Origin of the sequence: Aquidulcibacter sp. (genome assembly GCF_044346625.1) — a bacterium.
Taxonomy (GTDB): domain Bacteria; phylum Pseudomonadota; class Alphaproteobacteria; order Caulobacterales; family Aquidulcibacteraceae; genus Aquidulcibacter.
In genome coordinates this window covers 51,527-64,676 of the sequence record NZ_JBIIYV010000002.1, presented here as the reverse complement: position 1 = coordinate 64,676, position 13,150 = coordinate 51,527, and the positions used below count along the sequence as shown (strand labels likewise).

Sequence of the window (13,150 nt, the reverse complement as noted above, 5' to 3'; positions counted from 1 at the left end):
GCCGCCCTATTGATAGCGAAGGTCGGACTCAATTGACTGGTCCAACAGCTTCAAATCAATATCCAATTCCTTGCCTTCATCGGCCTTAAGCTCAAGTTCAGTCCGCTCAAACAGCACTTCCAGTTTCTTCAAAATCGTCTGGGTGCCGCCAATCCGTTCCATATCTGGGGCCGGATCGCTTTCAAGCTTGGCCAGCGCTTCGGCAACTTTGACTGTCTCTGGGCAATAATAGGTGAATACGCGCTGGGCGATGGCGAGCTTCTCTGGATTTGCCGCAACCATCATCATCAAACGATTACCCACCGCGACAATACGCGCCACCGAAGCCACCGAGTCTGGATGGCGCAAGCGTGGCATTGTCCCATCCAAGGCGCGCAAAGCTGTTGCCGCATCTGCCAAGACTTGCTGCACCAATTCGGTGCGGCCTTGCGGCATGGCATTTTCGCTTACCGTCGGCGCTTCAATTTCAGGGCGGGCAGGCACAGGCGTTGCCGCTGCTCCGGCTGCAGGTTTGCCGATGCGATGGAGGAATAGCGACCCTACCCACGAGATCGCGCCACCTACCATAATGCCAAAGCCAATGCCGGCAAGGGGGTTGAGCGCGTCACCAATCACTGCAGCCAAGAAAATCCCGGCCCCGATCGCGGCCAAGGTCCAAGTCGTCTTGATGCGACCTTGGGCACGGCGCTGTTCGCGCTGGACATCCCGCGCAGCGCGAATCTCGAGTTCAAAGCGGCGGCGGGCATCTTCCATTTTGCGTCTATAGACCTTGCGGTCCTCGTCGTCATCCTCTTCCCGCCATTCGCGTCGCCGTCCCATCGTGTCACTACCCTTTTTAATCTGCGCCTCATGACGTCGATCGAGAGCTTCATAAGCCTCGCGCATCGCCAGTTCGATGACACTTTGTATAAAACCAATCAAAACGCCAAGTAAGCCAAGGCCCGCTAAGCGGCCTTTACGCAGTAATGGTCCCGCTTCACGCACTCGTCCCATCCCCCGACGCAAAGTTTCGCGGGCAATTGCACTGGTTGGACCGAAAGGGCGCTTCATCAAGTCATTCCTCAAGCCTACGCGAACGCGGCCTATTACTCGACATAGGAGCTTAATTGCCTGATCGAAAGGGGGAACGCGCGCAAATGGGCGCACGCAACGTTACAATGATGTAAGGCAGGCCTGATTAAGCCTCCAGCACCACATCCCAGTAGAGCCAATCGACCCAGCTCTCATGCAAGTGGTGCGGTGGGAACTTGCGGCCCATAGCCTGCAACTCATGCATCGAAGGCCTACGCGGCGGCTTGCGCGGTATCATACCAGCTTCACGCAAACTGCGCCCACCCTTTCGCAAATTGCAGGGTGAGCAAGCTGTGACGATGTTTTCCCATGTTGTTTTCCCACCTTTGGAACGGGGAATTACATGGTCGAACGTCAGATCATCAGTGGCATGGCAATAGGCGCACTTAAACCCGTCACGCAGGAACAGGTTGAAGCGCGTGAAGGCCGGTGCGCGATCTTGCTGCACATATTCTTTCAGCGAAATGACGCTTGGCAATCGCATTTCAAAGCTGGGGCTGTGCACGGCATGATCATATTCCGCCACCACTTCAACCCGGTCCATATAGACGGCTTTGACCGCGTCCTGCCAAGACCAAACGGACAAGGGATAATAGGACAAGGGTCGATAATCGGCGTTCAGGACCAAAGCAGGAAAGCCTGCCAACCTCGACTGGGTTTTAAACGGCTGAGGGGCGGAGGCCAGCTCAAATTGCTCAATATCCATAGTCGCCTCCGTGTTTCAAGGAAGCAATCCTAATGGGTCCGGCACGGCCGACGGCGAGACATGTGTGGTATGGCCTGTTGAAAACGGCTTCCTCCTGCTCTGCGCAACACCACTACCCGATTCACTGCAAAGAAAACATGACAGATGCGATATCGATTTGTGTCGATGCAGTTGCTCTGCCAGTGACTGGCGTCATGATGACCAACATCGCCCCATCCACGTCTGCACCCATTGCCCGCCTAACCGCGGGCTTATTGTGCCTGTTCACCTGCGCAGCCTTGATCCTGCAATCATACATCAGTGTCGGCTGGACGATGCGCGATGGCATGGGTTTGGCGGACAGCCTGTGGCGACTGACAGGCTATTTCACCATTCTGACCAACAGCTTGATCGCGATCAGCATGGGGATGATTGCAACTTCATCGAAGGGACCCAAGGTTTTTCCAAACCACGCCTTGGCAGCCCTGACCTTTTACATCACAACCATGGGCCTAATTTATCACCTCTTGTTGAGCGGCGGACGTAATCTTTCAGGTCTTAGCTTAGTTGGCGATTTGGGCGTTCATTATGTTGTCCCGGCTTTGATGCTGGTCTGGTGGTTCTGCTTTGCAAACAAGGATGAGGTGAAGTTTGGCCATGCGGCTATCTGGCTGGCTTGGCCGCTTCTTTATACCAGTGCGGCTCTGTTGCGCGGCCGGTTTGAGAATTGGTATCCTTACTTCTTCCTCGATGTCGACAAGTACGGCCTCGTGCAAATTGGACTCAATGTGCTGGGCCTCGGGCTTGGTTTCTTCATCATGGGGCTGGCATTTGTTGTTCTCGCCAAAGCCCTCAACGGGTTAGCGGCTAAGCCCCGTTGAGTAAACGGGCCAGAAACGCGCCGCCAAGCTGTAGACCGTCCATCGCAATTGTGTGCGCCGCCCGTGGTGACACGTGCAAGCGCGCATCCAGGCCAGCCGCCTTCAGGAATTGTTGCGCCATTTGACTGGCCGCCAGCGGGACCACATCGTCTTGATCGCCATGCACCAACAGAACTGGGGGCTTAGACGCGACCTCGGGATTGCCCACCAAAGCACCTGAAAAGCCCAATATGCCTGCGTAGGGCTCCTGCGAGGCAAGACCCACTTGCAGCGCCATCATCGTGCCCTGACTGAAGCCTACCAAGGCTGTCTGCGCTTTGGTGACGCCAAATCGCGCCATCTCTGCTTCGAGAAAAGCTTCTAGCACAGGGGCTGCTTCGCGTGCGCCCTTGGCTAGATGGATTGGATCCATGCTCTCAATCGCAAACCACTGATACATCTTACCAAAACCCGGCACGTGTGCGGGGGCGTTGGGCGAGCTGAACTGGACGTCGGGCAAAAGCCGATCCCAATAGGGCGCAAGCGAAATCAGATCCTCCCCATTTGAACCATAGCCATGAAGGGTCACAATGAGACCCTTAGGGCTTTGACCTGATGTTGGGGCGCGACGCGGGCCGGTGAGGATTTTTTCTGCCATGGCCTATGTTAGCAAAAGCCAATTGCCAAAGACAGCCGCCCCACGGCATAGAGCAGGCATGTTTGCCACCCGTTTTGCCCCCTCACCCACTGGCTATCTGCATGTGGGCCATGCCTTCTCAGCTTGGACCGCCTATGACGCAGCCCAAAGGGCACAAGGCAGGTTCATTCTGCGGATCGAGGATACCGATCTGACGCGGTGTCGGCCCGAGTTTGACGAAGCGATTTATGAGGACCTAGCTTGGCTCGGTCTGGCGTGGGAGGTCCCCGTTCGTCGACAAAGCGATCATATGGCCGAGTATGAAGCAGCCCTTGAACGACTGAAAGATTTGGGCGTCCTTTACCGATGTTTTAAAACGCGCAAAGAGCTTATGGATGGCATAGCCGCTGCCCCGCATAGCTTTTCAGGGCCGGAACCTGTTGCCCCTTTGCTGCCGCAAGACGAGGCAGCCTTATTGGCCTCTGGAAAGCAGTTTGCGTGGCGATTATCCCTGCAACGCAGCCAAGACTTGCTCGGTGAGTATTGGGACAATCTGGGCTTTGAAGCCAATGGGACTTGGGTCAAAGCCAATCCCGCGCAATTGGGCGATATTGTGCTGGCGCGGAAAGAATTTCCCTCAAGCTATCACCTCGCCAGCGTGTTGGATGATGCCAGCCAAGGCGTAACACATGTTATTCGGGGCGAAGATTTGGCCGAGGCGGCCCATATCCACGTCGTCCTGCAAAAGCTTCTCGGCCTGCCAACACCCATTTATCACCACCATCGCCTGATCCTCGACGCCGATGGTAAGCGCTTTGCCAAACGTAATCAGTCCGTCACATTGCGCAGCCTGCGTGAACACGGCACAAGCCCCGCTGAGATTCGAACAAGCCTAGGCCTTTAGGAACCCGCGCGTGGCCCAAACCGATGCACAAAAGTTATTCCTAGGGACCGTGGCGCTAGCTGCGGGTGCCTCTTGCATTGCGCTTGCGCCCATCATGGTCAAGCTGTCGCCAGTTGGTCCCCAAGCCAGCGCGTTTTGGCGCCTTACCTTCGCGTTGCCGCTCTTGGCACTTTGGGCCTGTTTGGAAGCCAAACCACAGGAGCATGGCGGCAAGCGCACGGCTTTGCCGATCGGACTGTTAGCGCTTGCCGGGTTTTTGTTTGCGGGCGATCTAGCCACCTGGCACGCAGGCATTGTGCGGACCAGCGCGGCTAACGCTACCTTTTTGTCGAACCTAACCCCGATCGTCGTGGTTGCCGTGACTTGGTTGACGACACGGGCGCTGCCGAACAAGGCCTATTGGATCGCCGTTGTGATCGCTTTAGTCGGCTCGCTTTTGCTATCAGGTGGGGCCCCAGCCACCAATCCCGAGCGTTTGGCCGGAGATGGGTTATCTGCCCTAACCTCCATTTGGTACGGACTTTACCTCATCACCATTGCTCGCATGCGCAACCAATGGGGTGCGGGCACAATTATGTTCTTCTCATCCGGCTTTGCCATGGTGTTGTGCTTGGTGGTGACTTTAGCATCGGGTGAGCCCCTATTGCCGCCTGCCACTGGTCAATCCTTTGTCGCGCAATGGTGGCCGCTTCTGGTCTTAGGCGTGCTGGCGCAAGTGGCCGGGCAAGGCCTATTGGCTGTTGGTTTTGGCATGGTGCCAACCCATATCGCTTCAGTCTTGATCCTGTTACAGCCTGTGCTGGTTGGCTTCCTCGGCTGGGCGTGGCTGTACGAAAGCCTGACCCCCATTCAGATGATGGGCGGAGCTTTGGTGCTGGTAGGCGTTTGGCTCGCAAGACGGGCAGGCTGATACCCCCTTGCCTAAATGCCAAAAGAAGGTGAACCTGCCCGAAATATAACGGGAGGCACCAACATGGCAGACGGCCATCATTCTGATCTTCATTCAGACCAAGCGCAGTTCAAATCTATGATGGAAGGCACCCAAGAAGATTGGGCCATCATCGCCAATCATGCCAAGGGCTTCAATAAGGGCTTGGCAGACCGGGTTCTCGCGCATTTGAGGCTGTTGGATGGGGATTATGGTGGTTTTCCGATTGATCGGCTGACCCATTCGCTGCAGTCAGCAACCTTGGCCCACCGCGATGGAATGGACGAAGAATATGTCGTCTGCGCACTTCTTCACGATATTGGCGACACCTTGGGCAGCTATAATCACCCTGATATCGCCGCGGCCGTCCTCAAGCCCTTTGTGAGTGAAGCCAATCATTGGATGGTGGCCAATCACGGCATTTTCCAAGGCTATTACTTCTTCCATCATCTAGGCCTCGACCGCGATATGCGCGAAACCTATCGCAATCATCCCCATTTTGAGCGTACAGCGCGCTTCTGCCATCGGCATGACCAAAACGCCTTTGATCCAGCCTATGACACCATGCCGTTAGAAGCCTTTGAGCCAATGGTTCAGCGCTTATTCGCCGCACCAAAAAACTCCATTTATCTGAAGGCATTAGACGACAAAGCTTAGGCAGTTTTGCATCAAATGATGATGACTTTGTTGGGCAATTCGTCCACATCTTCGTCTTGGCGCGGGAAGTGTTCGGCCAGAATTGTTGCACTGTCTTCGATGGCAGCGATGAGGCCGCGAGCTAAGGCTTGATCGCGCGCGGCGGTAACCAGTTTGCCGATCACGTCGCGCCAAACATCGCGCGATACTTTGGTATAAATGCCTGTGTCGGCAATGATCTCCGCTTGATGCTCGGCTAGGCTCACAAAAATCAAAACTCCGGTTTTGCCTGCGGTTTGATTGAGGCCGTGTCCCAGAAACTGATCACGCGCTGCACGATGAACCTGTTGTCGCTTGAGCCACGCGGGGGTGAGTTTGGCGGCAAAACCCGGACGAAGATCAAGGGCTGAAACCAGCGTAAACAGGACCGCTTGTAGCGCGAGCAGGAAGATCATGCCGGTAGCAGACTCATCGGCTGGGGTCGCGCCAAGCCCGATATTCCATCCCCCCGCCTGCCAGTGCGTAAAGGCACTGCCAATCGCCAAGGGGTTTAGGCCGAAAGCCATCAAGACCAAGGGCACCAGAATGGCAACCAAGGCCCCATAAAACAGCATAATCCACCGATAATCCGCTGTGCGCCCAGAGACAACGACAAAGATTTCGCCCGAAGTCTTTGTCTCGGCAGTCTCAATCGCTTGCGCGACTGCTGCCTTATCGTCGGCGGATAAATGTAAGTGTACGTGTTTTACCATGAGCCTGACGCCCCGCCCCCACCAAAGCTGCCGCCGCCGCCGGAGAAGCCACCGCCACCCCCAAATCCACCACCGCCAAAGCCGCCGCCAAAGCCGCCACCACCACGACGATCATCATCATTGTCCCAATCATGCAGGATGATTGGGCCACTGCCCCATGGGGAATGACGACGGAAACGCGTGCGCTGCGAATTAGCAATCGCAAGCCAAATCCAGAAAATCAAAAAGGCAATCACGAGGATTACAGCAATCGGATCGCCACTGCTGTCCTTCGCCTCAGCCTTCAGACCACGCGCAGCCCGGGCCTGAAGCTCGGCGGGATCGGTTGTCAAAATTTGCTCGATCGCCGCAGCACCAGCTACAATGCCACCAGGCATGTCACCCGCTTTGAAGGCCGGCACGATGGCTTCGCGAATAATTTGGCTAGAAAAATAGTCCGTCAAGACACCTTCTAGGCCATAGCCGACTTCAATCCGCACTTTGCGCTCAGTGGGTGCCACCAAGAGGATCACCCCATTGTTGAGGCGTTCGCCTTGCCCGATTTGCCAAGCCCGACCAAGCTTGTAGCCATATTCCTCAATCTCAAACCCTTGTAGGCTAGGGACTGTCACCACAACCAACTGGTCGGATGACTTCGCCTCCAACGCTTCCAATTGCGCAATGAGTTCGCCTTCCATCTCTTCAGGAATGATATTGGCGTCATCGACAACCCGGCCTGTCAAGACCGGGAATTTAGGATCGGCGGCCCACGCAGGGTTCGCCGCCAAGCAAGCGGCCATCAAGCTGAGTGCAAGCAGGACCCCAAGCCCAAACTGGCGTAGAGGGCTGAGTATCGGCCGCAGCAAGGCGGGCGTTGTCACGCGCTTAGAACTTCACTTCGGGCGGTTTTTCAGAGCCCGCCGTAGCTTGGAACAGCTGCATAGGCTGTGAGGACGAGAACGCAGTCTTAGCCCAAACCACGCTCGGGAAAGTCCGCAGGGTGGTGTTATAGGTCTGCACGGCGGCATTATAGTCGCGTCGCGCAATCGCGATGCGGTTTTCCGTGCCCTCAAGTTGCGATTGCAGGGCAGTAAAACCTTCCAATGAACGAAGCTCTGGGTAGTTTTCCTGAATGCTCATCAGCCGTCCCAAGGCAGCGGACAACTGCCCCTGAGCCGCCTGAAACTCTTGGAATTTTTGAGGGTCCGTAATGGTTGAAGCGTCAAACCTTGGCTGAGTGGCAGAAGCGCGCGCTTCGGTAACAGCCGTCAGCACACCTTTTTCCTGCTCAGCAGCGCCTTTAACAGTCGCAACTAAATTTGGAACCAGATCGGAGCGACGTTGATATTGGGTCTGAACTTCTGCCCAAGCAGCTTTTGCGGCCTCTTCCTGAGTTGGAATGGTGTTATAGCCACATCCTGAAACCGATGTTGCGGCAACGCCAACCAGTGCCAAAGCGGCAAAACGTGTGTTCAAAGCCATCTAAGCCTCCATACAATCTTTGTGTCGCTACATGCGCGCACCAAAGGACGCCCATATGTTAGGAGTAGCAAGGGGTAGCGCAAGGTGGTGCATGTTAAATTAGAACGCGCTTTGACTTTAACGCTCTAAGCGCACGGTCTGATACTGATAGGCAGTGGCAAAGCCTTCGCTTTCGTAGAGATGAAGGGCGGGGCCATTATTGGTTTCAACTTGCAACCAGAATAGCCGATAGCCAGCCTGATAAGCCTGCCCTATGATCGCGCGCAGGATCGAACGGGCAAGGCCTCGATTGCGATAATCGGCTTGTGTGCGCATGGCAGCAATGCCCGCACTATCGCCCGCAAAAGTGCATAATCCCGCCGCGACGAGAGCGCCATTTTGTCGAATAATCCCAAAGGCGGACGGGTTTGGCACGCGGCCTAAGATATCCACCCTCTCTTGCCCATCGCCGCCCGAATGGCTTGTTTCTGAAACAATCTGGATGAAGTCAGCCGTAAATTTTGGCTCAATATCCACCACGTGTTCGGGCGCTGCCATCGGCCCTTCACGGGTCATCACAGCCACCTGACTGACGATACGATAGCCGCGCCGAGCTAGCCTATCACTTAAATCCAATGGATCGGTTCCAGCGGTCACCAGTTTGAATTGTGGAGCTAAACCTAGAGCGCCATAATGGACCTCAACCCGATCTATGGACGCTTCAACGTCGGTTCCTTCATGCATCAAGGGCCAACATGAATTGGTGCGACCGACATAGCCCAGACCTGAGAAAACCTGCCACCCATCAATTATGTCCATTCGCGCGGCTGGCCAGCCGCGCACGGTAGCCTGTTCGATACGCTGGATGGCAGATAGGTCCAAGGCGGCTGCCTCTATTTCTGTGCGCGGGCAGCGGCCTCAATGCCCAATTTCGCCCAAGCCAAGGCTTCATCTGCATCATCAAAGGCAGTCTCGGGCATCGCCCGATACGACATCGTCATGATCTCTCCAGTCCCTTTGTCATAGTGAAAGGGCGGGCAGTCATGGGCATTGAACTTCGGATCATTGATCCGGTCGGCCTTTAAATAAATTTCATTGTCAGCTAGCAAAGCAAACATGCGGCCGTCATAATAGACCCCGGCCCCCCCAAACATCTTGCGCACACGAATATCGCCTAAGCCGCTGAACAAGTCCTGTGCGGTGGCGATAAGGGCATCGAGTTCTGGGTTGGCTTTTGCCTTCTTAGCCAAAATCAGGCCTCAGCAGCGGCCGGTACGATGGTCACGCTCTCACCACAGCCACAGGCATCGGTTTCATTGGGGTTTTTGAAAACGAACTTTGAGTGCAACTTCGTGTTCTCCACGTCGACGACCGAGCCGACCAAGAACAAAATTGCATTGGAAGCGACCAAGATTTTGACGCCCTTATCTTCTACCATTTCATCGAGCGGGTCAGGGGCGTCGGCATACGCCATGACATATTCCATGCCTGCGCAGCCGCCGTTCTTGATGCCAACACGCAGGTATGGCTTCTCAGACTTGGCCATCACATCGCGCACGCGCTCTGCGGCAGCGTCTGTCAGGCTCACCACTTGCGGGCGCGGGCGGCGGGTGCGGGTTGGGACGAGCTCAGGCGTATTCATCATGGCCACCTATAACATATTCAAAGCCAAACGGGCTTCATCGCTCATGCGCGCTTGGGTCCAAGGCGGATCAAAAGTAACAATCGCCTTGGCCGAATTGATCCCATTCACCGTCTTAGCAGCATCTTCTACCATAATTGGGAGTTCGCCGGCCACAGGGCAAGCAGGAGCAGTCAAAGTCATGTCGATATCGACATGGCCGCCAGCCTTTAGATCAACTTTGTAGATCAAGCCCAATTCATAGACATCGACCGGAATTTCTGGGTCATAGACCGTTTTAAACGCGTCGATCAGATCGTCCGTCAAGCGGGCGATCTCTTCAGACGGCAAATCGGACGGCTCCCGATCGGGCTGGACGATGGGTGGACTGGACACATCCAGCATATCTCGTGAGGTGGTGGTTTCATCGCTCATGGGGTGACCTTACAGCAAAAAATCGCGCGCTTTTGCAAGCGCTTCAACAAAGGCGTCGACATCTTCGAAACTGGTATAGGCGGCAAAGCTCGCCCGTGCGGTGGCGGTTACGCCGAGAACCTTCATTAGGGGTTGGGCGCAGTGATGACCCGCCCGGACGGCGACACCATAACGGTCCAAAACTTGGGCGACATCATGGGGGTGGGCCCCATCGACGTTGAAGGCGATGATGCCACCCTTGCCCGGCGCGGTGCCATAAAGACTAATGCCATTGATGCCGCGCAAGGACGCTAACGCATGGTCTAACAAGGCTTGTTCATGAGCATGCATTGCCGCTTGGTCCTGCGCCATCATCCAGTCGACCGCAGCACCTAAGCCCACAGCTTCAGTGATGGCAGGCGTGCCCGCTTCAAACCGGAATGGCGGCACATTATAGGTGATCAGCTCTTTCGAAACGATCTCAATCATCTCACCGCCACCTTGCCAAGGCGGCAAGCGGTCGAGGGCCTCTGGTGTACCGTGCAGCACGCCAATGCCCGTTGGCCCATAAATCTTATGCGCGGAGAAGGCGTAGAAATCGGCACCAATGGCTTGAACATCGACACTTTGGTGCACAACGCCCTGGCAGCCATCAATCAGAACTTGCGCCCCGGCTTGATGGGCAAGCGCAACGACGGTCGCAACATCCTGCACGCTGCCCAGCACATTCGACATATGACTGATGGCAACCATTTTCGTACGCGGACCGATCAGGGCTGCAAGTGAGTCCATATCCAGTGCGCCTTGCGGCGTGATCGCAGCCCATTTCAGGACCGCGCCAGAACGCTGGGCCGCCATATGCCAAGGCACGATATTGGCATGATGTTCCATCTCGGAGATCACAATCTCGTTGCCCGGCTTTAGGCTTTGACTGATCCCGGCGGCCACCAGATTGATGGCTTCGGTCGCGCTCTTGGTAAAGACAATCTCATCCGCACTACCAGCATGGATGAAGCGCGCGACTTTGGCGCGGGCATCTTCAAATGCTTGGGTGGCTTCGTTCGCTAAGGTGTGCAGGCCGCGGTGCACATTGGCGTAAGAGGTGCGCTGGAAGTCGGCCATGGCCGAGATGACGCTTTCAGGCTTTTGCGCACTGGCCGCGCTATCAAGATAAACCAAGGGCTTGCCATGGATTGTGCGGGTCAGGATCGGGAATTCCGCGCGCACTTTGGCGACATCAAACGCTGAAGGGGTGGTAGAGGTTTGCGCGTTCATGACGAACTTGCCTCCAACCACGACCGCGCCAGACCCGAAAACCAGTCGCGTACGCCCTCATGATCAATCGCATCAAACACGTCCGTTACAAAGGCTTCTACCAGCAAAGCTTTAGCTTGGGCCTCAGGTATGCCGCGCTGGCGCATGTAAAACAGGGCCTGATCATCCAGCGCCCCAATCGTATTGCCATGGGCGCATTGAACATCGTCAGCATAGATTTCAAGCTCAGGCTTGGCATCAATCTCTGCCCCCTCACTCAACATCAGAGCGTGGTGGTTCTGTCGGGCATCGGTCTTTTGGGCGGCGCGCTCAACCAGGATTTTGCCTTGGAAAACACCGCGCGCACGGTCCTGAACGGCCCCTTTGAACAATTCTCGTGTTTGCCCGTTTGGACCGGCATGGACCACCTTGGTGGTCATGTCCGCATGGGTGCTGCCAGACAGCAGATAGGCACCATGGATCAGACAGCTTGCCCCTTCGCCCGCCAGCAGCACTTGGGTCTCAGCTCGAGCAAGTTTGCCGCCAAACATCAGGGCGATGGCGTGGTAGCGCCCAGTATCTGCGACAGTTACTGATGTGTGGGTCAGGTCAATCGCGCCAGTGCCACCATTTTGCAGATCATAGCGGACCAGTTCAGCGTCTTCGGCAATCTCGATTTCCAAGAGGCCCGTCGACAGACCAGAAGTCGCTAGCCCCGTATCGATCAAGGTAAGCTGTGTGCCTGCTTCCAACTCCAAACGCACGCGCATTGGCGCACCGGGATGACGGCGCAATACGACGGGGCGGGTTTGGCTTTGTGTAACCCGCAACACTACTGCCCTTGGCGCAAAGCCTGCTGCTAGCATGGCGACGGGACCAGCCCCTTCAATCTCTAGGCTATCTTCAGTCTCAATGATCAGACCCTGATCTTTCTCACCCTCAAGGCCAAATCCTTCAGGCGCGAAGTCCAAAACCAATGCATCTTGCAGACATGCAGGGAACAAACCAGCCGACCCATCCGCTTCAGGAATGCCGTCAGCGAGCGCTGCGCGCACATCCGTCCACTTAAACGCTTCAACCCGGCGATTGGGCAGGCCTGCAGCAGCCAATTGCGCCTTTGCCGCTTGCCCAGCCTCTGTGTGCGGCAGGGCGTTCAACAAAGCCTCTTCACCTACCGAAAGTCTCAGTTCAGCCAAGGCCATTAAGCGGCATCCTTGTAGCGATCATAGCCGTCTGCTTCGAGCGCGAGCGCCAATTCCGGCCCGCCGCTATCGACGATGCGACCACCAGCCAGCACATGCACCCGGTCTGGCTTAATATGGTCCAGCAAGCGCTGATAATGAGTGATAACCAGCATGCCTTTATCCGGTCCACGCAGAGCATTCACGCCTTCGGAAACGACTTTGAGGGCGTCAATGTCAAGGCCAGAGTCGGTCTCGTCCAAGATCATGAAGCGGGGGTCAAGTAGCGCCATCTGATAGATTTCCATCCGCTTCTTTTCGCCACCCGAAAAGCCGACGTTCAAAGGCCGCTTCATCATCTCAGGCGTAACGCCCAGCTTCTTGGCGACATCGCGCGACAGCTTCATAAAGTCAGGCACGCTGACTTCGCCCTCGCCACGCGCCTTGCGCTGGGCGTTCAGCGCGGTGCGCAGGAAAGTCAGGGTGGGAACGCCTGGAATCTCGAGTGGGTATTGAAACGACAGGAACAGCCCTTTTGCCGCACGCTCCTCTGGGGCGAGGTCCAATAAGTCTTCGCCATTGAGGGTCGCGGTCCCACCGACGACTTCATACCCGTCACGGCCCGTCAGCGCATAGGACAAGGTCGACTTGCCCGCTCCATTGGGGCCCATAATGGCGTGCACTTCACCTGCAGGCACCTGAAGGGTGAGGCCTTTGATGATGGGCGTGCCGCCGACTTCGACTTGCAGATTGCTGATGTTCAACAT

General features: G+C 56.0%; 17 protein-coding genes. 4 read left to right on the top strand and 13 right to left on the bottom strand.

The features are described from left to right. Positions 1-6: 6 nt before the first annotated feature. Positions 7-1,050 (bottom strand): 5-bromo-4-chloroindolyl phosphate hydrolysis family protein, encoded by a 1,044-nt coding sequence (locus ACIQ20_RS01425; RefSeq protein WP_395776701.1) that lies wholly within the window; start codon positions 1,048-1,050, stop codon positions 7-9. 127 nt (positions 1,051-1,177) lie between these two features. After that, a complete protein-coding gene (locus ACIQ20_RS01420; RefSeq protein WP_395776699.1) occupies positions 1,178-1,777 on the bottom strand; it encodes an HNH endonuclease in 600 nt (199 codons plus the stop codon). A 137-nt stretch (positions 1,778-1,914) separates the two neighbouring features. Here ACIQ20_RS01420 and ACIQ20_RS01415 point away from each other — a divergent pair, with 137 nt between their 5' ends. After that, positions 1,915-2,637, top strand: coding sequence for a Pr6Pr family membrane protein (locus ACIQ20_RS01415; RefSeq protein WP_395776697.1), 723 nt, complete (start codon positions 1,915-1,917; stop codon positions 2,635-2,637). Here ACIQ20_RS01415 and ACIQ20_RS01410 read toward each other — a convergent pair. Next, positions 2,624-3,274, bottom strand: coding sequence for an alpha/beta hydrolase (locus ACIQ20_RS01410; RefSeq protein WP_395776695.1), 651 nt, complete (start codon positions 3,272-3,274; stop codon positions 2,624-2,626). The two genes, ACIQ20_RS01415 and ACIQ20_RS01410, sit on opposite strands and share 14 nt — an antisense overlap. 58 nt (positions 3,275-3,332) lie before the next feature. Between ACIQ20_RS01410 and gluQRS the strand changes: the two genes are divergently transcribed. The 3 genes from gluQRS to ACIQ20_RS01395 all read left to right on the top strand — a co-directional run bounded on the left by gluQRS (position 3,333) and on the right by ACIQ20_RS01395 (position 5,742). Beyond that, entirely contained in the window at positions 3,333-4,157 is an 825-nt protein-coding gene (gluQRS, locus tag ACIQ20_RS01405) for a tRNA glutamyl-Q(34) synthetase GluQRS (RefSeq protein ID WP_395776693.1), read from the top strand. 10 nt (positions 4,158-4,167) lie between these two features. Continuing rightward, entirely contained in the window at positions 4,168-5,067 is a 900-nt protein-coding gene (locus ACIQ20_RS01400) for a DMT family transporter (RefSeq protein ID WP_395776691.1), read from the top strand. Positions 5,068-5,130: 63 nt separating this feature from the next. Further along, positions 5,131-5,742, top strand: coding sequence for an HD domain-containing protein (locus ACIQ20_RS01395; RefSeq protein ID WP_395776689.1), 612 nt, complete (start codon positions 5,131-5,133; stop codon positions 5,740-5,742). An 11-nt stretch (positions 5,743-5,753) separates the two neighbouring features. Here ACIQ20_RS01395 and ACIQ20_RS01390 read toward each other — a convergent pair whose 3' ends face one another. The 10 genes from ACIQ20_RS01390 to sufC form a co-directional block, all read right to left on the bottom strand. Beyond that, positions 5,754-6,473, bottom strand: coding sequence for a TPM domain-containing protein (locus ACIQ20_RS01390; protein ID WP_395776687.1), 720 nt, complete (start codon positions 6,471-6,473; stop codon positions 5,754-5,756). Beyond that, complete coding sequence (locus ACIQ20_RS01385) at positions 6,467-7,333, bottom strand: TPM domain-containing protein (RefSeq protein WP_395776685.1); 867 nt, start codon at positions 7,331-7,333, stop codon at positions 6,467-6,469. Before ACIQ20_RS01385 ends, ACIQ20_RS01390 begins: the two co-directional genes overlap by 7 nt. A 4-nt stretch (positions 7,334-7,337) precedes the next feature. Further along, positions 7,338-7,934, bottom strand: coding sequence for a LemA family protein (locus ACIQ20_RS01380; protein ID WP_395776683.1), 597 nt, complete (start codon positions 7,932-7,934; stop codon positions 7,338-7,340). A gap of 117 nt (positions 7,935-8,051) precedes the next feature. Next, positions 8,052-8,795: a GNAT family N-acetyltransferase gene (locus ACIQ20_RS01375; protein WP_395776681.1), complete on the bottom strand. Its 744-nt coding sequence runs from the start codon at positions 8,793-8,795 to the stop codon at positions 8,052-8,054. Positions 8,796-8,806: 11 nt separating this feature from the next. Next, positions 8,807-9,163, bottom strand: a complete 357-nt coding sequence (locus ACIQ20_RS01370) for a TfoX/Sxy family protein (protein WP_395776679.1) — start codon at positions 9,161-9,163, stop codon at positions 8,807-8,809. Positions 9,164-9,165: 2 nt separating this feature from the next. Next, positions 9,166-9,555 (bottom strand): HesB/IscA family protein, encoded by a 390-nt coding sequence (locus tag ACIQ20_RS01365; protein WP_395776677.1) that lies wholly within the window; start codon positions 9,553-9,555, stop codon positions 9,166-9,168. A gap of 9 nt (positions 9,556-9,564) precedes the next feature. Then, complete coding sequence (locus tag ACIQ20_RS01360; protein ID WP_395776852.1) at positions 9,565-9,939, bottom strand: DUF59 domain-containing protein; 375 nt, start codon at positions 9,937-9,939, stop codon at positions 9,565-9,567. A 39-nt stretch (positions 9,940-9,978) separates the two neighbouring features. After that, positions 9,979-11,223 carry an aminotransferase class V-fold PLP-dependent enzyme gene (locus tag ACIQ20_RS01355; RefSeq protein WP_395776675.1) on the bottom strand — a complete coding sequence of 415 codons (1,245 nt, stop codon included), beginning with the start codon at positions 11,221-11,223 and terminating at the stop codon, positions 9,979-9,981. Further along, positions 11,220-12,404: a Fe-S cluster assembly protein SufD gene (sufD, locus tag ACIQ20_RS01350; protein ID WP_395776673.1), complete on the bottom strand. Its 1,185-nt coding sequence runs from the start codon at positions 12,402-12,404 to the stop codon at positions 11,220-11,222. Before sufD ends, ACIQ20_RS01355 begins: the two co-directional genes overlap by 4 nt. Continuing rightward, positions 12,404-13,150, bottom strand: coding sequence for a Fe-S cluster assembly ATPase SufC (gene sufC / locus ACIQ20_RS01345; protein WP_395776671.1), 747 nt, complete (start codon positions 13,148-13,150; stop codon positions 12,404-12,406). Before sufC ends, sufD begins: the two co-directional genes overlap by 1 nt.

Excerpts from the sequence above, each read along its gene's own strand:
- ACIQ20_RS01420 (WP_395776699.1), bottom strand. The coding sequence starts at position 1,777 with ATGGATATTGAGCAATTTGAGCTGGCCTCCGCCCCTCAGCCGTTTAAA.
- ACIQ20_RS01355 (WP_395776675.1), bottom strand. The coding sequence starts at position 11,223 with ATGAACGCGCAAACCTCTACCACCCCTTCAGCGTTTGATGTCGCCAAA.
- ACIQ20_RS01415 (WP_395776697.1), top strand. The coding sequence starts at position 1,915 with ATGACAGATGCGATATCGATTTGTGTCGATGCAGTTGCTCTGCCAGTG.
- sufD (WP_395776673.1), bottom strand. The coding sequence starts at position 12,404 with ATGGCCTTGGCTGAACTGAGACTTTCGGTAGGTGAAGAGGCTTTGTTG.
- sufC (WP_395776671.1), bottom strand. The coding sequence starts at position 13,150 with ATGTTGAACATCAGCAATCTGCAAGTCGAAGTCGGCGGCACGCCCATC.
- ACIQ20_RS01410 (WP_395776695.1), bottom strand. The coding sequence starts at position 3,274 with ATGGCAGAAAAAATCCTCACCGGCCCGCGTCGCGCCCCAACATCAGGT.
- ACIQ20_RS01395 (WP_395776689.1), top strand. The coding sequence starts at position 5,131 with ATGGCAGACGGCCATCATTCTGATCTTCATTCAGACCAAGCGCAGTTC.
- gluQRS (WP_395776693.1), top strand. The coding sequence starts at position 3,333 with ATGTTTGCCACCCGTTTTGCCCCCTCACCCACTGGCTATCTGCATGTG.
- ACIQ20_RS01390 (WP_395776687.1), bottom strand. The coding sequence starts at position 6,473 with ATGGTAAAACACGTACACTTACATTTATCCGCCGACGATAAGGCAGCA.
- ACIQ20_RS01380 (WP_395776683.1), bottom strand. The coding sequence starts at position 7,934 with ATGGCTTTGAACACACGTTTTGCCGCTTTGGCACTGGTTGGCGTTGCC.
- ACIQ20_RS01425 (WP_395776701.1), bottom strand. The coding sequence starts at position 1,050 with ATGAAGCGCCCTTTCGGTCCAACCAGTGCAATTGCCCGCGAAACTTTG.
- ACIQ20_RS01365 (WP_395776677.1), bottom strand. The coding sequence starts at position 9,555 with ATGAATACGCCTGAGCTCGTCCCAACCCGCACCCGCCGCCCGCGCCCG.
- ACIQ20_RS01360 (WP_395776852.1), bottom strand. The coding sequence starts at position 9,939 with ATGCTGGATGTGTCCAGTCCACCCATCGTCCAGCCCGATCGGGAGCCG.